Genomic DNA, 20,969 nt, shown 5'->3' on the forward strand with positions numbered 1-20,969 from the left:
ATCGGGTGTTCCGGGGTCCACGATGGTGGGCGGCGCTCCCCTTCGGGGTCGAGCGCTGCGCGATCTGGCTCCTCCCCCCGGTGCCAGTCTCGTGATGGTGGCCTCCGTCTTCCCCCGGACGGAGGCCACCTGTCTGTTCTGGCTGTTCTGAGCCGCTGCTCGTGCGCCTCCCGCCGCGGTTGTCCACACCCGGTCCGGCCGGCTGGGCCTCGTCCACAGCGGCCGCCTTCGGGCTGGGCCCACCCACCGCGACCGACGACGGTGGACGCATGGGAAACGTCATCGCCGTCCTGTCCGCCTCGGGAGGCGTCGGGGCCTCGTGCCTCGCCGCAGCGCTCGCCGTCCGGGCCGCGGCCGCAGGTCGCTCGGCCGTGGCCGTCGACCTCGACCGCAACTCCGGCCGCCTCGACGTCGTGCTCGGCGTCGAGCAGGAACCGGGCTGGCGCTGGCCGGACCTCGCCGATGTTCGTGGCGTGGTCGACGGTGCGGGTCTCGCCGACCGACTGCCCGTCACCGCGGGAGTCGCCGTGCTGTCGGGCGGTCCGCCGTGGGCTCCCGACCAGGACCCCCAGGACTGGCTCGACACGGTGCCGGACGTCGTGGCCGGCCTCGCCGACGCGCACGCCGTGACCGTGCTCGACGTCCCTCGTGCGGCCGCGGTCGTGGGGACCGTCGCCCCCCTCGCCGACGCCGTCGTCGTCGTGGTCGGCACGCAGGTGGTCCAGCTGGCTGCGGCCTCGCTCGTCGTCCCCGGCGTCAGGCGGGTGGTCGACGCGGCACGTCGCACGGCGGACGACTGGTCCGGGCCGGTGGTGCCGCCGCTCGAGCCATGGCTGGTCCTTCGCGGTGCCCGTGTCGAGCCCGAGCTCGAGGACCTCGTCACCGACGAGCTCGACGTGCCGGTCGTGGCCGCCGTCGGCGACGACCGGCGGCTCGTGGCAGAGGTGGCCGACGGCCTCCCGCCCGGCGTCCGGGGCCGCGGCGCGCTCGTCCGCGCCGCCGACGAGATCCTGCTGCGGCTCGTGTCGGCCTCGGAGGCGGCATGAGCCTCAGTCCGGCGGTCTGGGACCGGGTCCGAGACGGCGTGGCCCCCGGTCCCGACGCCGTCGCGGCCGTCGCCGCCCAGGAGCAGGGCGCGCTCGGTGCGGCGCGCGTGGCGGCCTCGCGCAGCGCGCTGGGCGCCCGCGTCCTCGGCGCCGGTCCGCTCGACGCGTGGCTGGCCGAGCCCGGGGTCACGGACGTCGCCGTCAACGGCGACGGGTGGGTCTGGGTCGACCGCGGCGCCGGGATGGAGCGCACCACCGACCACCTGGACCCGGCCGACGCCCGCACCCTGGCGGTGCGGCTCGCGGGGCTGGCGGGGCGGCGCCTGGACGAGGCCAGTCCGTGGGTCGACGGCCAGCTGCCCTCGGGTGCGCGCTTGCACGCGATGCTGCCGCCCCTCGTCGAGGGTGGTGCGCACGTGACCATCCGGGTTCCCCCGTCACGGGCCGTGTCCCTACGGTCCCTCACCTCGCGCGGCATGGTGCCGCCGGCCTGGGAGCGGGTCCTGGGGGCGCTGGTCCGTCGCCGCCTCGCCTTCGTCGTCTCCGGCGGCACCGGCGCCGGCAAGACCACCTTGCTCGCGGCCCTGCTCTCCGCGTGCGACCCGATCGAACGGCTGCTCCTCGTCGAGGACGTCCGCGAGCTGCGCGTCGACCACCCGCACGTCGTGCGCCTCGAGGCGCGGCCCGCCAACGTCGAGGGCGTCGGCGAGGTCACGCTGTCGACGCTCGTGCGTCAGGCCCTCCGGATGCGGCCCGACCGGATCGTCGTAGGGGAGGTGAGAGGCGCGGAGGTCAGGGACCTGCTCACCGCGCTCAACACCGGCCACGAGGGCGGCTGCGGCACCGTCCACGCCAACGAACCGGCCGACGTCCTTGCCCGGTTCGAGGCGCTCGGGGCACTCGCCGGTCTGTCGCCCTCGGCTGTGCGGTCGCAGGTGGCCGCCGCCCTCGACGTCGTCGTCCACGTCACCCGGTCCGGAGGCGTGCGGCACGTCGCGTCCGTGGCCTTGCTGCGACGCCACGCCCGTGGCGCCCATGTCGAGACCGCCCTCGCCTGGGCCGGGCCGGGCCACGCGCCCGAGCGCGGTGTGGCCTGGCCGCAGCTCGCCGCCCGGCTCGGGCTGGCCGACCCCGGGCCGACCGTCGGGACGCCGCCTGCCCCGACCGCTCCGCGGGAGGGATCGGTGCTTGCCGGAGCACCCGAGGTCGTCTCGGCCACCGGCCGCAGCGGTGCTGCCGATGACGCGGTGGGTGCGGCGTGACCATCACGGAGGGCGAGCAGGTCTGGGGTCTGGCGGGTGCCGGTGCCGCGGGTGTGGCGGCCGGACTCCTCTGCGCCGCGGCCGTCCTCGCGTGGCCGCGTCGCAGGTCGGTGCGGGTGACGCGATCGCGCCAGGTCCTCGCGCACGTCGTGGCGGCGACCGGCGGGGATTCGTCCGCGTCGGAGGCCTCGGAGGCCTCGGCGGCCTCGGCGGACTCGGGGACTTCGGCGCGGGCTCGAATCGCCCAGCTGTGGCGCGCCGACCCGGTCGAGGTCCTCCGGGCCTGGCGGCTGCGGCGTCGTCCCGACGACCTGCTCTCCGGGGCGCTCGACCTGCTGTCCGCGATCGGAGCCGGGCTGGAGGCGGGACTGCCGCCCGCCCGAGCCGTCGAGGTGGCGGCCATGACGGTTGTCGGTGCGGACCAGATGGCCGGCGCACTCGGGGCCCCGACCGCCCGACCGCAGGGGAGGCGCCCGGTGGCGTCCGCGACCGCGTCCGACCACCGGCTGCTCGACACGCCGACCCGCGGCCGCCGCCCGGCGGTCGCCGGGCTCGCGGCCGACCTCGTCCGGGCCGGTCGTACGGTGCGGCCCGCCTCCACGGTGTGGGCGGACTGGTCCGCGCGGACGGGCTCGGACGAGCTTGCCTTCGTCGCCGCGGCCTGGCAGCTGTCCGAGCGGACCGGCGCGCCGTTGGCGGCAGCAGTGGAGCGTGCCGCGCGTGGACTGCGCGACGTGCGTCGTCGACAGGGTCGGGTCAGCGCCGCGGTGGCGGGGCCTCGGGCGACCGTCACCGTGCTGACCGCCCTGCCCCTGGCCGGACCTCTGCTGGGACTCGCCTGCGGCGTCGACCCGCGCACGCTCTATCTCGGCTCGCCGCTGTCGACCGGGGTCGTCGTCGCGGGTGCCGGCCTCGTGCTGCTCGGCCGGTGGTGGTGCACCCGCATGGTGCGCGCGGTGGTGCGGTCGTGACCGCCGCGCCGGCCCTAGCCGCGTCGGTGCCGACGGTGTCAGAGCTGCCGTTGTCGGTGCTGCCGTTGTCGGTGCTGCCGGTGTCGGTGCTGCCGGTGTCGGGCCTGCCGCAGGTGGGCGGGCCCGGCGTGGGCGCCCTGGTCGCGGGCCTCCTCGTGGCGCTCGCGGTGGTCGTCCTGCCTCCCCGCCCGCGCATCGAGGCCACGCACCGACAGGACCCGGCCGCAGTCACCGACGGCGACGACCACGGCGTGACGGTGGACCGCGGCGATCCCGGGCCCGGTCAGGTCGCCTCGTCGCTGGCCCTCCTCGCCCTCGGGTACCGCTCCGGACTGCCCACCTGGGACGTCCTCGAGGCCGTCGGTGCCGGGTTGCCGGAGGGGCCTGCGGCGGATCTCCGCCAGGTCGCCAACGCATTGCGGTGGGGAGCGACGGACGCCGAGGCCTGGGCGTCCGTCGGGGCCGCGTGGGCGCCGGCAGCCCGGGCCGTCCAGGTGGCCCACCTCGCCGGGGTCCCGCCAGGGCCGTTGCTGCTCGCGGCCGCCGACGACCTGCGCGACGCCGAGCTCGAGCGGGTCGAGGTGGCAGCGGGCCGGGTCGGCGTCCGCCTGGTGGCCCCACTCGGCCTCGTCCTGCTGCCGGCGTTCTGCCTCACCACCGTCGTGCCGCTCGTCGTCGCGCTCGCGCGCGACCTGGTGTCGTCCTGAGGCCCACCGACCAGCCGCGCAGCAGCGCGGCCCAGAGAAAGGAACGTCCATGTCCCACAGCCTGATCCGCGCCTTTCGACGCGCGACGGCGACTGCAAGGTCGGCTCGCCACGACGTCGGGATGACGACCGCCGAGTACGCCGTCGGCATCATGGCCGCCTGCACCTTCGCGTTGGTCCTGCTCGGTGTCGTCAAGTCCGACGCGGTGCGCTCGGCGCTCGCGGGCATCGTCCAGAACGCCCTCGGGATCGCCGGGTGACGCCGCCCGACGGCCGCGCGTCGGCAGCTGCGCGTCGTCCGGCGCAGCCCACGGCGGCCGCGCCCACCAGCCGGTGCGGTCGTCGGGACGCGGGGATGGTGACGGCCGAGCTGGCCGTCGCCGTTCCTGCCGTCGTCCTCGTCCTGGCGCTCTGCCTGGCGGCGGTGCGGGCGGGGGTCGACCAGGTGCGCTGCGTCGACGCTGCACGGATCGCTGCCCGCGCGGCCGCGCGTGGTGACCCCGTGGACCGGGTCACGAGTCTCGCGCTCTCCGCGGCACCGGCCGGAGCAAGGGTCTCGGTCCATGCCGCACCGCTGGGTGTCGCCGTCACCGTGAGGGCCGATGCCGGCGGCTGGGCGGGTCTGCCGAGCTGGACGCTGCAGGCCGTCGCCGTGACGCCGACGGAGTCCCCAACGGGGACCTCGCCATGAGCCGCCTGCGACGCCGCCTCCCGCTGCACGGTCTGGGCCACCGCGCCCTCTCGGGTCCTGGTCCCGGCTCGCGCGATCGAGGCTCCTCGAGCGTCCTCGTGCTCGGCGCGGTCGGCGTCCTGCTTGCCGTCGGCGTGGCGGCACTCGTCCTCGCCGCCGTCGCGGTGGCCGGGCAGCGTGCTCGGCTCGCGGCCGACCTTGCGGCCATCGCCGGCGCAACCCGACAGCGCACCACCGGCGCTCAGGCGTGCGCCCTGGCCACGTCGGTCGCGCGCGCGAACGGGGCGAGGCTCGACGAGTGCCTCCTGGAAGACCCCGACGTCGAGGTCTCCGTCAGCGTCACGGTGCCGGTGTGGCCGGATCCCGCCCGCGCGCGATCCCGAGCCGGTCCCGCACGAGCCACCTGAGCCACGGGTCAGCGCCCAGCGTGACGCGAGGCGGCGACACACCGACCGAGACCACCGCCCAGGCGGTCGTCGTGACGACCGACAGCGGGCCGGGCGAAGGCACTCAGCGGTTGCGCCAGGCGTCCGGGGCGTTGAGCAGTCGTTGCACCGGGTCGGGCAGCTCCCCGGTCCGCAGCGACTCGAGCGACGTGCCGTCGAGGACCTCGCGCAGGCTGGCCCGGACGGCGACCCACAGGCTCGGCAGGTGCGTCGCGACGCCGTGGTACTCCGTCTCGTGCGGTCGCAGGCCACGCACCTCGGCGAGCGGCCCGTCGACGGCACGGAACACGTCGCCGATGCTGATGTCGTCGCTGGAGCGTCCGAGCACGTAGCCCCCGCGGGCACCTCGCCGGCTCAGGACGAGACCGGCCCGTCGCAGGTCCGCGAAGATGGCTTCGAGGAACTTGCGCGGCAGGTCCTGGCGGGTGGCCAGCGAGTCGATGCTGACCGGCCCGGAGCCCTGGGCCTCCGCGTCGCTGAGGATGAGCATCGCCCTGACGGCGTAGTCGACCCGGGCAGAGATGTCCACCGGCACAGTGTGCCGCAGCGGCGCTGCCGACCGCCGGACGCCCGAGGCGACGGGCCGCGCGATGCCCGCGGCGTCCGGCGGTCGGCGTCCGCGCGTCCGCGGTCCCGACGTGCCGGCGCGCCTGCGCGCGGAGCCGCGAGACGGCTCTCGAACCGCCTCAGATCGCGAGCGCCGGGTCGATCTCGACGACGCTGGAGCGTTGCGCCGCGCGCGCGAAGACCCGCTCGCCCGGCTCGAGCGCCAGCTCACCGGCGTCGCGTCGTGTCAGCTGCGCGGCGAACCGCTCGCCGGACTCGGCACGCAGGTCGACGCGCACCTCGAACCCGAGCGGTACGACGCGCTCGACGACCGCCGCGACGATGCCGGGGGACCCGCTCACGGCGTCGTCGAGGGCGAGGGCCACCGCACGGTCGCGCTCGAGCGCGATGTCGTGGGGCCGGACGAGCTGCCCGCCGAGGTGGGCGACGGAGCCGAGGAACCCCATGACGAAGTCGTTGGCCGGACGTTCGTACAGCGTCACCGGGTCGCCCACCTGCTCGATCCGACCGTGGTTGAGCACGGCGATCCGGTCGGCGACGTCGAGCGCCTCCTCCTGGTCGTGCGTCACGAGGACGGTCGTCACGTGAACCTCGTCGTGCAGCCGCCGCAGCCACGTGCGCAGGTCGGCGCGCACCTTGGCGTCGAGGGCGCCGAACGGCTCGTCGAGCAGGAGCACCTCGGGGTCGACGGCCAGCGCCCGGGCCAGGGCCATCCGCTGGCGCTGCCCTCCGGACAGCTGGGCCGGGTACCGGTCACGGAACCCCTCGAGGCCGACGATCTCGAGCAGCTCGCCGACCCGTCGGTCGATGTCGGCCTTGGCGCGCTTGCGGATCGACAGCCCGAAGGCGACGTTGTCCCGGACGGTCATGTGCTTGAACGCCGCGTAGTGCTGGAAGACGAACCCGATGCCGCGTCGCTGCGGCGGCTGGTGCGTCACGTCGCGACCGGCGATCGTCACGACCCCGCCGTCAAGGTCCTCGAGGCCGGCGATCGAGCGCAGCAGCGTCGACTTGCCCGAGCCGCTCGGACCGAGCAGGGCGGTCAGCGACCCGCTCGGGATCTCGATGCTGACGTCGTCGAGCGCGAGGAACGAGCCGTAGCTCTTGCGGGCGTCGGTCACGGTGATCATCGGGTGCTCCTCTTGCGGTCGAGCAGGGTCATGAGCAGGAGCACGACGAGCGCCATGCCCATGAGGAGGGTCGCGGCGGCGTAGGCGCCGTAGGTGTTGTGGTCGTCGATGTAGCGCGCGTGGACGAGCAGCGTCAGGGTCTGCGAGACGCCGGCGAAGCCGGAGGACACCATGATGACGGCGCCGAACTCGCCGAGGGCCCGCGCCACCGTGAGGACGATGCCGTACGTCAGGCCCCAGCGGATGGCCGGCAGCGTGATGCGCCAGAACGTCTGCCAGCGGTTGGCACCGAGCGTGGCCGCCGCCTGCTCCTGGTCCTGGCCGATCTCGTGGAGCACCGGCTCGACCTCGCGCACGACGAACGGCAGCGTCACGAAGAGCGTCGCGAGCACCATGCCGGGCAGGCCGAAGATGACCCGCAGACCCGCACGGTCGAGCGCACCGAACCAGCCGTCGACGCCCCACAGCATGATGAGCGCGACACCGACGACGATCGGCGACACGGCGAACGGCAGGTCGACGACCGCCTGGAGCAGGCCGCGACCGCGGAAGCGGCCGCGCACGAGCGCCAGCGCGGTCGCGACGCCGAAGACGACGTTCATCGGCACGACGATGGCGACGATGAGGACCGAGAGGTTGAACGCCGAGATCGCCGCCGGCGTCGTCACCGACGCCCAGAACGCGGCGACGCCGGGGGAGAACGTGCGCCAGAGGATGACGCCGACCGGCACGGCGAGCAGCGCGAACAGGTAGGCCAGTGCGACGACGCGCAGCGTGATCCGGGACCGGGTGGACAGCCTCATGCCGCTCGCTCCTCACGTCGCTGGGCGCGCGTCGAGAGCACCCGCAGGACGAGCAGCGTCAGGAACGCGATGGTGAGCAGCGCCACCGAGACCGCGGCCGCGTTGAGCGGGCGGTCGACCTCGATCTGCTGCTGGATGTACTGGGAGGCCACCTGGGTCTCCCGCGGGATGTCGCCGCCGATGAGCACCACCGAGCCGTACTCGCCGATGGACCGGGCGAACGCGAGCCCGGCGCCGCTCAGCACGGCCGGTGCCAGGGTCGGCAGGACGACGCGTCGGAACGTCGTCCAGCTCGAGGCGCCGAGCGAGGCGGCCGCCTCCTCGACCTCGCGGTCGGCCTCGATGAGCACCGGCTGCACCGACCGGACGACGAAGGGGAGCGTCACGAACAGCAGCGCGACGGCCAGGCCCCAGCGCGTGGCGTTGAGGTGGATGCCGACCGGGCTGTTCGGGCCGTACAGCGACAGCAGCACGATGCTCGCCACGATGGTGGGCAGCGCGAACGGCAGGTCGATGAGGGCGTTGACGACGCGCTTGCCGGGGAACTCGTCGCGCACGAGCACCCACGCGACGAGCGTGCCGAACCCGGCGTTGACGACCGCGACGCCGGCCGACACGAGAACCGTGACCCAGAGCGAGGCGAGGGCCGCGGGCGCCGTCACGGCCTCCCAGAAACCGGACCAGCCCTCACCGAAGGAGGCGACGGTCAGGGCGGCGAGCGGCAGCAGGACGATGAGGCTGAGCCACAGCGTCACGACGCCGACGCCGAGCGGTCGCCCGAGCCGGCGCCGGAGCCCCGCGGCGGGCCCGGCGTCGGGGGACCGACCACCGGACGCGCCGGGGGCGGGAGCCGCCGTAGCGGCTCCCGCCTCGCGGGTCCCGTCGGACCGGGCGATCGCCTCGGCCGTCACTTCGTCGCCTCGTCGTAGATGGTGGCGATCGCGCCGACGTCCTTCTTGAACAGGGTGCTGTCGACGCTCTTCCAGCCGCCGAGGTCGGCGATGGTCCACAGCTTGGCGGGCGCGGGGAACGTCGAGGCGAACTCCTTCGCGACGGTCGGGTCGACCGGGCGGAACCCGGCACCGGCGAGGAGCTTCTGCGCCTCCGGCGTGTAGAGGTAGTCGTCGAAGGCCTGCGCGGCCGCCTTGTTCGGGCTGTTCTTCAGCACGGCGGCCGGGTTCTCGATCTTGAAGGTCTGCGGCGGTGTCACGTGCTCGACGGGTTCGCCGTTCTTCTCGATGAAGAGCGCCTCGTTCTCGTAGCTGAGCAGCGCGTCACCGCTGCCCTGCAGGAACGCCTCGGTGGCCTCACGGCCCGACTTCGGCTGGATCTTCACGTGGTCGGTCACGAGGCTGCGGATGTAGGCCAGCCCGGCGGCCTTGTTCGTCCCGCCGGCGCTCTCGGCGGCGTAGGGGGCGAGGAGGTTCCACTTCGCCGAGCCCGACGAGAACGGGTTCGGCGTGACGACCTCGACACCCGGCTTGAGCAGGTCGGCCCAGTCCTTGATGTGCTTCGGGTTGCCCTTGCGCACGACGATCGTCACGACCGACCCGAACGGGATGCCGTGGTGCTCGCCGGCGTTCCACGACGGGTCGACGAGGCCGGCGTCGACGAGCCTGGTGACGTCCGGCTCGACGGAGAAGTTGACGAAGTCGGCGGGCGCGCCGGCGGCGACCTTGCGGCTCTGGTCACCCGAGGCGCCGTAGCTCTGCTGGAACTGCACGCCCTTGCCGGCGGCGGTCTTCTGGAACGCCGGGATGACGGCGTCGAAGCCGACCTTGGGCACCGCGTAGGCGTACAGGCTGATGGTGCTCGTCGTTGCGGCCGCGGCCGTGGAACCCGGCTGCACGACCGTGTCGCTGGCCCCGCCGCCGGCGCAGGCCGTCAGGCCGATCGTCGCGCTGGCGGCGATGACGGCGAGGAGGATCTGGGGGCGTCGCACGGGTTGCTCCTTGGGCTCTGAAGAGGCGGTGAGGGGTGCGCGGTTGGTGCGAGCCGGGCGGTGCCGATTCCCATCCGCTGAGTGGGAGTTTGAAATAGCAAACCGTTACCGGTCAAATAACGTCTACTTATGTCTCACGGTGTGGAACCGTGAGGGTTCACGACAGGCTCACGCGCTCCCGCGTGGCCCCGCGTCACGCGGGCGAGATCCGCCGCACCCGCAGGGTCCGCCCGTCCGCCGGGCGCGACACGTCCGCGGCGTCCGACGCGTCGGCGCCCTCCGATGCGTCCGAGCCACCTGAGCCGCCAGACGCGTCCGCCGCGTCCGCCATCTCGCCCGTCACGAGGACGCGCGCCCCCGGCTCGGACGCGATGCTCCACCCGGACGGCAGGACGAGGGCGTACGTCAGCCCGTCGTCGCCGTCGAGCACGACGTGCCGGGTCTCGCCGCCGATCGTCCGCATCGTGCCCGACACGGTCGTGGACGCCCCGCCGGCCGACACGCGCCGTCCTGACGTCGGCTCCGGTGAGCCCGGGACGCCTTGCGCGGCAGGCGTTCCCGGTCGCCCACGCCGCGGGGAGGGGCGCCGGCGTGCCGGTCCGCGCGTCACGGCGTCGGCCCCGCGTGCCGCAGGGTCAGGTCGAGCAGTGCGATGGCACCGGCCTTGTCGAGCGGCTCGTTGCCGTTGCCGCACTTGGGCGACTGGACGCACGACGGGCAGCCCGAGGGGCACTCGCACGCCGCCACGGCGTGCCGCGTCGCCGCGAGCCAGTCCCGCACGCGTCGGTACCCCCGCTCGGCGAAACCGGCGCCGCCCGGGTGGCCGTCGTAGACGAGGATGGTCGGCAGACCGGTGTCCGGGTGCAGCGCGGTCGAGACGCCACCGATGTCCCAGCGGTCGGCGGTCGCGAAGAGCGGGAGCATGCCGATGGCCGCGTGCTCGGCGGCGTGCGCCGCGCCGGGGATCGCCGGCTCGTCGACGCCGGCAGCGGCCAGGTCGTCGACGGGCATCGTCCACCAGACGGCCTTGGTGGCGAGCGCATGAGGGGGCAGGTCGAGGGGGTGCTCGCCGATCACCTCGCCGCCCGGCAGCCGGCGCAGGAACGAGACCACCTGGTTGCGGACCGTCACGTGCCCGAAGGAGCAGCGCACCGGCCCCCACTGCTCGTGCTCGACCTCGTGCTCGATGTCGAACTCGCTCACCGAGCGCGCGTGCGTCGTCCAGCCCGGGTCGCCGCGCACGACGAAGGCCGCGCGGTCCTCGAGGTCGAGCTCGGTGACGACCCAGGTCTGGCCCTGGTGCAGGTGGACGGCGCCCGTGTGCACCTGCGCGTGCGCGGACGCCTCGTCGACGGTCCCGACGACCCGGCCGGTGCGCCTCTCGATGATGCGCACCGGCTCGCCCGCGCCGCGCAGCGACAGGTGGTCGGCCGGCCGGTCCTCCCGCGCCCAGAACCAGCCGCGTGGTCGCCTGCGCAGGATGCCGCGGTCGACGAGTGCGTCGAGCAGCGGACGCGTCAGGGGGCCGAACACCTCGACGTCGGCCTCGGTGACCGGCAGCTCCGCCGCGGCGGCGGCGAGGTGCGGCCCGAGGACGTGCGGGTTGTCCGGGTCGACGACGGTGGCCTCGACACCACGGCCGAAGATCGACTCCGGGTGGTGCACGACGTAGGTGTCGAGCGGGTCGTCGGCCGCGACCAGCACGGCGAGCGACCGGCGTCCGGTCCGCCCCGCCCGGCCGGCCTGCTGCCACAGCGAGGACAGCGTCCCGGGCCAGCCGGCCAGCAGGACGGCGTCGAGGCCGGACACGTCGACGCCGAGCTCGAGGGCGTTCGTCGCCGCGAGGCCGAGCAGCGCGCGGCCACGCAGCGCCCGCTCGAGCTTCTCGGCGCTCCTCGGGCAGGTAGCCGCCGCGGTAGGCGGCGACGCGGTGCTCGTCGGTGCCGGACACGCGCTCCTTGGCGATGCGCGCCACCACCTCGACCCCCGCGCGGGACCGGGCGAAGGCGACGGTCTGGACGTCGGCCGCGACGCAGCCGGCCAGCAGCTCGCCGGTCTCGGTGATCGTGCTGACCCGCTGCGCGGTGCCGTCCGCCGCGATCACCACGGGAGGCTCCCAGAGAGCGAACGTCATTGCGGCACGGGGTGATCCGTCCTGCGTCACCGCCTCGACCGGTAGGCCGAGCAGGCGGGATGCGTGGTCCTGCGGGTCGGCCACGGTGGCCGACGCCAGCACGAACGTCGGCTCGGCCCGGTACCGCGCCGCGACGCGCCGGAGGCGTCGCAGCACCGCCGCGAGATGCGCCCCGAAGACACCCTTGTACACGTGGCACTCGTCGACGACGACGTAGCGCAGCGCCCGCAGGAACGAGGACCACCGCTCGTGCCCGGGCAGGAGCGAGTGGTGCAGGAGGTCCGGGTTGGTCAGCACGAGGTTGGCGTGGTCGCGGATCCAGCGGCGCTCGTCGGTCGGGGTGTCGCCGTCGTAGGTCGCGGGCCGCACCCCGGGCAGCGCCAGACCGGAGACCCGCGTCAGCTGGTCGGCGGCGAGGGCCTTCGTCGGCGACAGGTAGATCGCGGTGGCCCCACGCCCGTTCGGGGCCGACGCGCCCGACACGAGGTCGGACAGGATCGGCAGGAGGTAGCCCAGGCTCTTGCCCGACGCCGTGCCGGTGCTGACGACGACGTGCCGTCCCGCGTGGGCGTGCTCGGCCACCTCCACCTGGTGCGACCACGGCGCCACGAGGCCGGCACCGGTCAGGGCGCCGAGGAGTGTCGGGTCGGTCCACGCCGGCCACTCGGCGGTCCGGGCGACGCGCGCCGGCACCTCGTGGACGTGGACGAGACGCTCCGGCTGCTGCCCGACGAGGCGGGCCAGCAGCTCTTCGGGCTCCGGCGGCGGGGCGTCACGCCTCGCCCGCCGGCCGGCAGCGGCCGGAGCGGTCGAGATGGGCGACAGGTCCCGGTTCATGTGGAGCAACGGTAGGAGGTGGGGGTACGGTAACCGACGAGCGGGGCATGTTACTCCGCGGTCGGTCACGCAGGGGCAACGTGGCTGACCCTGTTGGACCAAGTGTGGGCTAAGGAAGGGGCACCGGTGGATCTCTCGATCACCCGCGCCGACCACGGTGACCAGACCGTGGTGCACCTCGGCGGCGAGATCGACGTGTACACCGCGCCGCTCGTGCGCGAGAAGCTGGACGAGCAGATCCAGGGCGGCCGGACCCGGCTCGTCGTCGACCTGTCCGACGTGACGTTCCTCGACTCGACGGGGCTCGGCGTCCTCGTCGGGCGGCTCAAGCTCGCGCGCACGCGCGGCGGGTCGATGCGCCTCGTCGGCAAGGACGACCGCGTGCTCAAGGTCTTCTCGATCACCGGCTTGGACAAGGTCTTCGAGATCCACCCCGATCTCGACTCCGCGCTCGCTGCGGACCGGGGGCCGGCCGCGAGCGAGCAGTCCTGACCGTCCGCCCGCGCGCCGTGTCCGACCAGCCCGGCAGCGTGCCGCCTGACCCGCCGCCTGACGTGTCGCGCGACTCCCGGCCCGAGGCGCCGAGCGACGTCCCACGTCCCGACTCGGCGCTCCTGCCGCTCCTGCGCGCCGACCTCGCCGCCGCCGGCTTCACGGTGGACGGCATCGCCGAGCGCCTCGGTCCCGTCGCGTCCGCGGCGCTGCACCGTGAGCAACCGCTGCCCGCCCTCCTGGCGACCGCCCCGCCGTCGTCCACGTCCCACGCCGCCGCCGCCTCGTCATCCGCCGCGTCCTCCTCGGCCGAGCGGGCTGCGCCACCGGGCAGGGGGGACCCGTGCGGCACGCTGGTGCGCCTCTTCACCCTCGGGTGTCCCGTCGTGGTCGACGTGCTCGGCGACGCCCTGCCGACGCTCGGCGTCGAGGGGGCCGTCGGGCTCGGTCTGGTCCGGGTCGACGCCGACGGGCGCACCGCGCGCGCGACGTGTGACCTGCGGCCGTACGGCGACGACGCGCACGACTGGTGGGTGGCCTCCGACCTGTCCGAGATCGCGACCGGTCAACCGCTGCGACCCAACCACGTGCTCGGCATCGGTGGTGCCTCGACCACCCTCGCCTCGTGGACCATCCGCCGACCGGTCGACCGCGCCCTCGACCTGGGCACCGGCTGCGGCGTCCAGTCGCTGCACCTGAGCTCGCACGCGTCGTCGATCACGGCAACCGACATCTCGGAGCGGGCACTCGGCTACGCCCGGTTCAACGCCGACCTCGCCCGCGCACGGCTCGACACAATGGCGGGTGACCTTCTCGATCCGGTTGCGGGACAGTCGTTCTCGCTCGTCGTCAGCAACCCGCCATTCGTCATCACCCCGCGCTCGGACGACGTGCCGCTCTACGAGTACCGCGACGGCGGCCGGGCCGGGGACGCGGTCGTCCGCAGCCTCGTCCGTGACGTCGGCCGCGTGCTGGAGCCCGGCGGCGTCGCGCAGCTCCTCGGCAACTGGGAGGTGCCCGAGGGGCACACCTGGCGCGACGTGTGGGCCGAGTGGCTCGACGACCAGGCCCGCCACGGCGTCCCGCTCGACGCCTGGGTCGTGCAGCGCGAGCTGCAGGACCCGGCCGAGTACGCCGAGCTCTGGTCGCGGGACGGGGGAGCGGTGCCCGGTAGCGAGGCGCACTCGCGGATGTACGTGGCCTGGCTCCGGGACTTCGCCGCTCGACGCGTCGCGGCCGTGGGCTTCGGCGTCGTCACGCTCCAGCGTCCCGCGACCGACCGGCCGACGTGGCGTTCGCTCGACGAGGCGACCGGCCCGGTCGCCGCGCCGATGGGCCCGAGCGTCGAGGCCGGCCTCCGCGCGCGCACCTGGCTCGCCGAGCACACGGACGACGACGTGCTCGACGTCGCCTGGTCGTGCGCGCCGGACGTCACCGAGGAGCGGCACGCGCGCCCCGGGGCGGCAGATCCTGCGGTCATCCTCGTGCGCCAGGGCGGTGGCCTGCGCCGGGTGGTGCGCGCAGGCACGCTCCTCGCGGCCTACCTCGGGGTGGCGGACGGCGAGCTGACCGCGCGAATCGCGCTCGAGGCGATCGCCTCGCTCCTCGATGCCGACCCGGACGCCGTGCGCGCCGAGGTCGTCCCCGCCATCCGCGACCTCGTGGCCGACGGCCTCCTCGTCTGACCGGCGCACCGCCCACGAGCCGCCCCCGCTCCCGCCACCCAAACTGCGCCACGGCGCGGTTGTGGGCCGGGATCGGTCGTCCACGCCACCGAAAGTGCGCCACGGCGCGGTTTGCGGGTGGGGATCCGCTGCGCTGGCCCCCACAAGTGCGCCATGGCGCGGTTGTGGGTCGGATCGGTCGGCAAACGCGAACGAAAGTGCGCCATGGCGCGGTGATGGCCGGAGCGGATCTGGCGACACGCTGGGGGCGTAAAAGGGTTGTGAGTGAGTGCTCACTCATTCACAATGGTCCGGTGCGACAGCGAACGGGGCGCGCCGCGCCCATGCACCCGGACGACCGCCGGGAGGCCCTCATCGGCGTCTTCCTCGACCTGGCCCACCGCGAGGGCCGGGCGCCGACGACGAGCGAGATCGCCCGCGAGGCCGGCGTCGCGGAGGGCACGATCTTCCGCGTCTTCGCCACAAAGGACGCCCTTCAGGACGAGGCCGTCCAGACGGCGTTCTGCCCCGCCCCGGTCCGCCGTTCCATCGCGGCGATCGGCACCGACCTGCCGGTCCGGGACCGGCTCGTGGCGTTCACGTCCATCATGCAGCGACGGTTCACCGAGGTCTTCGGCCTCATGGGCGCGCTCGGCCTGACCGAGCCGCCCACGCGCGGCCCGCACCTGGCCTGCTACGCCGCCGGGCGCCACCTGCGCGGCGCCACCGACGCGGGCGCCGAGGACTGCGAGCCGCACCAGCCCCTGCTCGACGCGATCCACCAGCTCGTCCTGGACGAGAGCGACGCGTTCGTCGTGCCGCCCCGTGACGTCGTGCACCGCATCCGGCTGCTCTGCTTCTCCGGCAGCCACCCGGGCATCGCTGACGGCAGGACCCTGTCACCCGAGGAGATCGTCGACACCGTGCTCTACGGCGTTCTCAGCCGGCCGCCGTCCTCCGGCAGCGGCCTCGGCATCGCCGAGCTGTACCAGGAGCTCGGCGGCGACGCCACGGCGCTGACCGGGGAGAAGGCGGCATGCGAAAGCCGTTGACCCTCACCCGGCGTGAGGTCAGAGCGTCGCCCACCGGCCCACCCGGCTCAACCGGCCCAACCGGCCCGACCGCGAAGGACGCCCGAACGCCCCGCCACCAGCGAGAGCCGGGGTTCCGCGGCCTCCGCCACCCGAGTCCCCTCCCCACCGACCGAAACGACCGTACCGACGGAACCGACCGAAAGGCACACGCATGCTGATGCGACTGCTCCGCACCCACCTGCGGCCGTACGGGGGCGAGATCACGCTCATCGTGGTGCTCCAGCTCGTCAGCACCCTCGCCTCGCTCTACCTGCCGAGCCTCAACGGCGAGATCATCGACGAGGGCGTGGCCAAGGGCGACACCGGGTTCATCCTGCGCCACGGCAGCCTCATGCTCGGCGTCAGCCTCGTGCAGATCGCGGCCGCGGTCGGGGCGACCTACCTCGCGGCGAAGGTCGCCATGGGGATGGGTCGCGACCTGCGCGCCACCGTGTTCGGCCGGGTCGTCGACTACTCGGCCCAGGAGGTCGCCAGGTTCGGCGCCCCGACGCTCATCTCGCGCAACACGAACGACGTGACGCAGGTGCAGATGGTGACGTTCATGGCGTTCGCCCTGCTCGCCACGACGCCGATCCTCATGGTCGGGGGCGTCATCATGGCGCTGCGCGAGGACGTCGGCCTGTCGTGGCTCGTCGCCGTGGCCGTGCCGCTGCTCGGCCTGTGCGTCGGCCTCGTCATCTGGCGGATGGTGCCGTGGTTCGGCCGGATGCAGACCTCGCTCGACGGGGTCAACCGGGTCCTGCGTGAGCAGATCACCGGCATCCGCGTCGTGCGGGCGTTCGTCCGCGAGAACCACGAGGAGGAGCGCTTCTCCGGAGCCAACGCGGCGCTGACGGAGGCCGGCCTGCGTGTCGGGCGTCTGATGGCGCTCGTCTTCCCGATCGTCATGTTCATCTTCAACCTCTCGTCGGTGGCCGTGCTGTGGTTCGGCGCGCACCGGATCGCCTCGGGCGACATGCAGGTCGGGGCCCTGACGGCGTTCCTGTCCTACCTCATCCAGATCCTCATGGGCGTCATGATGGCGACGTTCATGGCCACGATGATCCCGCGCGCCTCGGTGTCGTCCGGTCGGATCATGGAGGTCCTCGACACGAGCTCCTCGGTCGGCGAGTCGGTCCAGCCGCTGCCGATCAAGGCGTCGACGGCCGGCGTCGAGCTCGTCGGTGTCGACTTCCACTACCCGGGCGCCGAGAACGCCGTGCTCCACGACGTGACCTTCACCGCCGAACCGGGCCGCACCACGGCGATCATCGGCTCGACCGGTGCCGGCAAGACGACCCTCATCGGCCTCGTCCCGCGTCTGTTCGACGTGTCCGGCGGGCGCGTCAAGGTCGGCGGGGTCGACGTGCGCGACCTCGCCCTCGACGACCTGTGGGCCCGCATCGGCCTCGTGCCGCAGAAGCCGTACCTGTTCACCGGCACGGTGGCCACGAACCTGCGCTACGGCAACCCCGACGCCACCGACGAGCAGCTGTGGGATGCGCTGCGCATCGCGCAGGCCGCCGACTTCGTCGAGCGGATGGAGGGCGGCCTCGACGCGCCGATCGCCCAGGGCGGCACCAACGTCTCGGGCGGGCAGCGGCAGCGTCTGGCCATCGCCCGGGCCGTCGTCAAGCGGCCGGACATCTACCTGTTCGACGACTCGTTCTCGGCCCTCGACCTCGCCACGGACGCGCGGCTGCGGCAGGCGCTGCGGCCGGTGACCCGCGAGAGCGCCGTCGTCATCGTGGCCCAGCGCGTCTCGACGATCGTCGACGCCGACCACATCATCGTGCTCGAGGACGGCCGCGTCGTCGGCCAGGGCACCCACGACCAGCTCGTCGCCTCCTGCGAGACCTACCAGGAGATCGTCGAGTCCCAGCGCAGCGCGGAGGAGGCGGCCTGATGGCCGAGGGAGTCAAGAGTGCCGAGGAGAAGGCCGCCGAGGCGCGTCGGGGACCGGTGCGACGCGGTGGGCCCCCGCACATGCAGGTGGGCCAGCCGACCGAGAAGTCGCTGAACTTCGGCCCGTCGGCCAAGCGCCTGCTCGGGCGGCTCGCACCGGAGCGGGCGAAGCTCGTCGTCGTCATCACGCTGGCTGTCGTCAGCGTCGTGCTCAGCTCGATCGGCCCGAAGATCCTCGGCCGGGCCACCGACATCATCTTCGCCGGGTTCATCGGTTCGACGATCGGCTCGAAGCTCCCACCGGGCACGACGAAGGAGGAGGCGGTCGCGGCCACCCGGGCGGCGGGCAACACGACCCAGGCCGACCTGCTGGCCAACGTCGACTTCACCCCGGGCGTCGGCATCGACTTCGAGGCACTCAGGGGCGTGCTGCTGCTCGTCGTCGGGCTCTTCGCGGTGGCCTCGCTGCTCATGTGGGTCCAGGGCTGGATCCTGCAGGGGCTGCTGCAGCGCACGATGTTCCGGCTGCGCCAGGACGTCGAGGCCAAGCTCAACCGCCTGCCGCTGCCCTACTTCGACCGGCAGCCGCGCGGCGAGGTCCTCTCGCGCGTCACCAACGACATCGACAACATCGGGATGTCGCTGCAGCAGACGCTCTCCCAGCTGCTGACGTCGCTGCTGACGGTCGTCGCGGTGCTCGCGATGATGTTCTGGATCTCGTGGCTGCTCGCCCTCATCGCGCTCGTGACGATCCCCGTCTCGGTCATGGTCACGGCCGCCATCGGCAAGCGCTCGCAGAAGCTGTTCATCCAGCAGTGGCGCAACACCGGCGAGCTCAACGGCATCATCGAGGAGACCTTCACCGGTCACGGCGTCGTCAAGGTCTTCGGCCGTCAGAAGGAGGCCCGGGAGGCCTTCACGACCAAGAACGACGAGCTGTTCGGGGCCGCCTTCGGTGCGCAGTTCATCAGCGGCATCATCATGCCGACGATGATGTTCATCGGGAACCTCAACTACGTCCTCGTCGCCGTCGTCGGTGGCCTGAGGGTCGCCTCCGGCTCGATGAGCCTCGGCGACGTCCAGGCATTCATCCAGTACTCCCGCCAGTTCACCCAGCCGCTGACGCAGGTGGCCTCGATGGCCAACGTGCTCCAGTCCGGCGTCGCGTCGGCCGAGCGCGTCTTCGAGGTGCTCGACGCCGAGGAGCAGGAGCCCGACGCCGGCAGCCCGGTGACGATCGCGGACCCGCACGGTGCGGTGGCCTTCGAGGACGTCTCGTTCTCGTACCTCCCCGACGCGCCGCTCATCGAGCACCTCGACCTGTCGGTGCGCCCCGGCCAGACCGTCGCGATCGTCGGCCCCACCGGCGCGGGCAAGACGACCCTCGTCAACCTCGTCATGCGGTTCTACGAGCTCGACGGTGGCCGCATCACCCTCGACGGTGTCGACATCCGCGACCTGACGCGTCACGACCTGCGCTCGCGCATCGGCATGGTGCTGCAGGACACCTGGCTCTTCGGTGGCACGATCCGCGACAACATCGCCTACGGCCGCCCCGGCGCCTCCGACGAGGAGGTCCTCGCGGCCGCTCGGGCCACCTACGTCGACCGGTTCGTGCACTCCCTGCCGGACGGCTACGACACGGTCCTCGACGACGAGGCGAGCAACATCTCGGCCGGCGAGAAGCAGCTCGTCACCATCGCCCGGGCGTTCCTGTCCGACCCGGCGCTGCTCATCCTCGACGAGGCGACCAGCTCGGTCGACACCCGCACCGAGCTGCTCGTGCAGCAGGCGATGGCGGCGCTGCGGTCGGACCGCACGAGCTTCGTCATCGCGCACCGCCTCTCGACGATCCGCGATGCCGACCTCATCCTCGTCATGGAGGAGGGGCGCATCGTCGAGCAGGGTTCGCACAGCGAGCTGCTCGCCCGCGACGGCGCGTACGCGCGCCTCTACCAGGCGCAGTTCGCAGGCGCGGCGGCCGACCTCGACCTCGACGGTGTCGCGGGAGCAGCCGGAGTGCCCCAGCTGGCCGGGGTGGGAGCCGCGGTGCCCGGTCCGGGCGGGGGCCCGGGTGTGCCCGCTCCGGACGACGCCGTCCCGGCGGACGCGACGGGCGAGTAGCCGACGGGCGAGTAGCCGACGGGCGCGTGGGCCCCGGACCGGATCGGTCCGGGGCCCACGGCATGCCGAGGCCCACGGCGTGCCGGGCCCAGGCGCACGACGTGCCGGCCGGGGGCCGATCAGCAGCTCCTCCGCGTCAGGGCTCGAGCAGGACGGCTCCCGGGCCGTGCCCGGCCAGCACGTCCGAGGGGTTGTTGAGCGCGCAGGTGCGCAGCGACAGGCACCCGCACCCGATGCACGAGTCGAGCTGGTCACGCAGCTTCTCGATGCGTCGGATCTGCTCGTCGAGGCGGGGACGCCACGACCTCGACAACCGGGCCCAGTCGCTGGCCGTCGGCGTCCGGCCGTCGGGCAGCGTCGACAGCGAGGCGGCGATCTCCTCGAGCGAGAGCCCGACCCGCTGCGCGGCCCGGATGAAGGAGACGCGTCGGATGGTGGCTCGCTCGTAGCGTCGCTGGTTGCCGCTGGTGCGCACCGAGGAGACGAGGCCGAGCTCCTCCCAGTAGCGCAGCGCCGACGTCGCGACGCCGGTGCGCTCGGCGACCTGCCCGATGGTCAGCCCCGCCATCTCAGGCGATCCTCGCCTCGGGCAGCCGGGACACGATCTCGTCGACGGTCTCCTCCGGGGTCTGCTGCGAGCTGTCGAGCCACAGCCCGATGTGCGGCGTCTCGGTGCGCACCTTGTGGTCGAAGTCGCGGATCGACCAGAGGTCGCCGTAGCCGACCTTGACGCGCTCGGCCTCGCGCCGCATGACGGTGCCGACGTCGGGGGCGAGCATGACGAGGCTGAGGGGACGGGCCCCCACCTGCTCGAGGAACGGCATGAGGCTCGTGCCGACGAAGAGGTCCTGGACGACCACGGTGAACCCGGCCTCGGCGTACGCGTTCGCCGTCTGCGCCGTGATCCGGTGCCGCAGGGCCAGCTGTCGCTCCGCCTCGGGGTCGCCGTGCGGCGACAGGTCGACGCGGCCGCGCACGACCATCCGGCGGAACTCGTCGCCGCGCAGGTGCACCGCGCGGCTGAACCGCTCGGCGAGCAGCTGCGACACGGTCGACTTGCCGGCGGCCATGACACCCGTCACGACGATGACCTGCGGCGTGTCGCCGGTGCCGTGGAGGAAGGCCCGTTCGCTCACACGCACACCTTAGGGTGCCGACGCGCCGAAATGGCGTCGT

General features: G+C 73.6%; 20 protein-coding genes and 1 pseudogene. 12 read left to right on the forward strand and 9 right to left on the reverse strand.

Annotated elements, in window-relative coordinates:
- Positions 1 to 269: 269 nt before the first annotated feature.
- From AC1VM9_RS11825 to AC1VM9_RS11855, 7 genes are all read left to right on the forward strand, one after another.
- Positions 270 to 1,046: a CpaE-like family protein gene (locus AC1VM9_RS11825; RefSeq protein ID WP_483122780.1), complete on the forward strand. Its 777-nt coding sequence runs from the start codon at positions 270 to 272 to the stop codon at positions 1,044 to 1,046.
- Positions 1,043 to 2,308: a TadA family conjugal transfer-associated ATPase gene (locus AC1VM9_RS11830; protein WP_483122781.1), complete on the forward strand. Its 1,266-nt coding sequence runs from the start codon at positions 1,043 to 1,045 to the stop codon at positions 2,306 to 2,308. Before AC1VM9_RS11825 ends, AC1VM9_RS11830 begins: the two co-directional genes overlap by 4 nt.
- Complete coding sequence (locus AC1VM9_RS11835) at positions 2,305 to 3,279, forward strand: type II secretion system F family protein (RefSeq protein WP_483122782.1); 975 nt, start codon at positions 2,305 to 2,307, stop codon at positions 3,277 to 3,279. Before AC1VM9_RS11830 ends, AC1VM9_RS11835 begins: the two co-directional genes overlap by 4 nt.
- Entirely contained in the window at positions 3,276 to 3,986 is a 711-nt protein-coding gene (locus AC1VM9_RS11840) for a type II secretion system F family protein (RefSeq protein ID WP_483122784.1), read from the forward strand. Before AC1VM9_RS11835 ends, AC1VM9_RS11840 begins: the two co-directional genes overlap by 4 nt.
- A gap of 49 nt (positions 3,987 to 4,035) precedes the next feature.
- Positions 4,036 to 4,245 carry a DUF4244 domain-containing protein gene (locus AC1VM9_RS11845; protein ID WP_481342369.1) on the forward strand — a complete coding sequence of 70 codons (210 nt, stop codon included), beginning with the start codon at positions 4,036 to 4,038 and terminating at the stop codon, positions 4,243 to 4,245.
- A 95-nt stretch (positions 4,246 to 4,340) separates the two neighbouring features.
- A complete protein-coding gene (locus AC1VM9_RS11850; RefSeq protein ID WP_483122785.1) occupies positions 4,341 to 4,676 on the forward strand; it encodes a TadE family type IV pilus minor pilin in 336 nt (111 codons plus the stop codon).
- Entirely contained in the window at positions 4,673 to 5,083 is a 411-nt protein-coding gene (locus tag AC1VM9_RS11855) for an Rv3654c family TadE-like protein (protein WP_483122786.1), read from the forward strand. The genes AC1VM9_RS11850 and AC1VM9_RS11855 overlap by 4 nt, the downstream gene beginning before the upstream one ends.
- A 103-nt stretch (positions 5,084 to 5,186) precedes the next feature.
- Here the strand turns inward: AC1VM9_RS11855 and AC1VM9_RS11860 are convergent, their stop codons facing one another.
- The 7 genes and pseudogenes from AC1VM9_RS11860 to AC1VM9_RS11890 form a co-directional block, all read right to left on the reverse strand.
- Positions 5,187 to 5,651 (reverse strand): RrF2 family transcriptional regulator, encoded by a 465-nt coding sequence (locus AC1VM9_RS11860; protein ID WP_483122787.1) that lies wholly within the window; start codon positions 5,649 to 5,651, stop codon positions 5,187 to 5,189.
- A gap of 157 nt (positions 5,652 to 5,808) precedes the next feature.
- Positions 5,809 to 6,819 carry a sulfate/molybdate ABC transporter ATP-binding protein gene (locus AC1VM9_RS11865; RefSeq protein WP_481342374.1) on the reverse strand — a complete coding sequence of 337 codons (1,011 nt, stop codon included), beginning with the start codon at positions 6,817 to 6,819 and terminating at the stop codon, positions 5,809 to 5,811.
- On the reverse strand, positions 6,816 to 7,622 hold the full coding sequence (gene cysW, locus AC1VM9_RS11870; protein WP_481342375.1) for a sulfate ABC transporter permease subunit CysW: 807 nt from the start codon (positions 7,620 to 7,622) through the stop codon (positions 6,816 to 6,818). The genes AC1VM9_RS11865 and cysW overlap by 4 nt, the downstream gene beginning before the upstream one ends.
- Entirely contained in the window at positions 7,619 to 8,533 is a 915-nt protein-coding gene (gene cysT, locus AC1VM9_RS11875; RefSeq protein ID WP_483122789.1) for a sulfate ABC transporter permease subunit CysT, read from the reverse strand. The genes cysW and cysT overlap by 4 nt, the downstream gene beginning before the upstream one ends.
- A complete protein-coding gene (locus AC1VM9_RS11880) occupies positions 8,530 to 9,564 on the reverse strand; it encodes a sulfate ABC transporter substrate-binding protein (protein WP_481345145.1) in 1,035 nt (344 codons plus the stop codon). The genes cysT and AC1VM9_RS11880 overlap by 4 nt, the downstream gene beginning before the upstream one ends.
- A gap of 193 nt (positions 9,565 to 9,757) precedes the next feature.
- Positions 9,758 to 10,066 (reverse strand): hypothetical protein, encoded by a 309-nt coding sequence (locus tag AC1VM9_RS11885; RefSeq protein WP_483122790.1) that lies wholly within the window; start codon positions 10,064 to 10,066, stop codon positions 9,758 to 9,760.
- Between the two features lie 104 nt (positions 10,067 to 10,170).
- A pseudogene (locus AC1VM9_RS11890) lies at positions 10,171 to 12,442 on the reverse strand (DEAD/DEAH box helicase).
- A gap of 219 nt (positions 12,443 to 12,661) precedes the next feature.
- Between AC1VM9_RS11890 and AC1VM9_RS11895 the strand changes: the two are divergent.
- From AC1VM9_RS11895 to AC1VM9_RS11915, 5 genes are all read left to right on the forward strand, one after another.
- Positions 12,662 to 13,027, forward strand: a complete 366-nt coding sequence (locus AC1VM9_RS11895) for an anti-sigma factor antagonist (RefSeq protein ID WP_481342161.1) — start codon at positions 12,662 to 12,664, stop codon at positions 13,025 to 13,027.
- Positions 13,028 to 13,044: 17 nt separating this feature from the next.
- Entirely contained in the window at positions 13,045 to 14,712 is a 1,668-nt protein-coding gene (locus AC1VM9_RS11900; protein ID WP_481345148.1) for a DUF7059 domain-containing protein, read from the forward strand.
- Between the two features lie 293 nt (positions 14,713 to 15,005).
- A complete protein-coding gene (locus tag AC1VM9_RS11905; RefSeq protein ID WP_481345149.1) occupies positions 15,006 to 15,743 on the forward strand; it encodes a TetR/AcrR family transcriptional regulator in 738 nt (245 codons plus the stop codon).
- A gap of 193 nt (positions 15,744 to 15,936) precedes the next feature.
- Positions 15,937 to 17,670 (forward strand): ABC transporter ATP-binding protein, encoded by a 1,734-nt coding sequence (locus AC1VM9_RS11910; protein ID WP_481345150.1) that lies wholly within the window; start codon positions 15,937 to 15,939, stop codon positions 17,668 to 17,670.
- Complete coding sequence (locus AC1VM9_RS11915) at positions 17,670 to 19,793, forward strand: ABC transporter ATP-binding protein (RefSeq protein ID WP_483122792.1); 2,124 nt, start codon at positions 17,670 to 17,672, stop codon at positions 19,791 to 19,793. Before AC1VM9_RS11910 ends, AC1VM9_RS11915 begins: the two co-directional genes overlap by 1 nt.
- Before the next feature lie 136 nt (positions 19,794 to 19,929).
- Here AC1VM9_RS11915 and soxR read toward each other — a convergent pair whose 3' ends face one another.
- Positions 19,930 to 20,361 (reverse strand): redox-sensitive transcriptional activator SoxR, encoded by a 432-nt coding sequence (soxR, locus tag AC1VM9_RS11920; protein ID WP_481342156.1) that lies wholly within the window; start codon positions 20,359 to 20,361, stop codon positions 19,930 to 19,932.
- A gap of 1 nt (position 20,362) precedes the next feature.
- A complete protein-coding gene (locus AC1VM9_RS11925; RefSeq protein ID WP_483122794.1) occupies positions 20,363 to 20,929 on the reverse strand; it encodes an AAA family ATPase in 567 nt (188 codons plus the stop codon).
- Positions 20,930 to 20,969 lie beyond the last annotated feature (40 nt).

This window comes from Monashia sp. HAY1-11D (assembly GCF_056868035.1).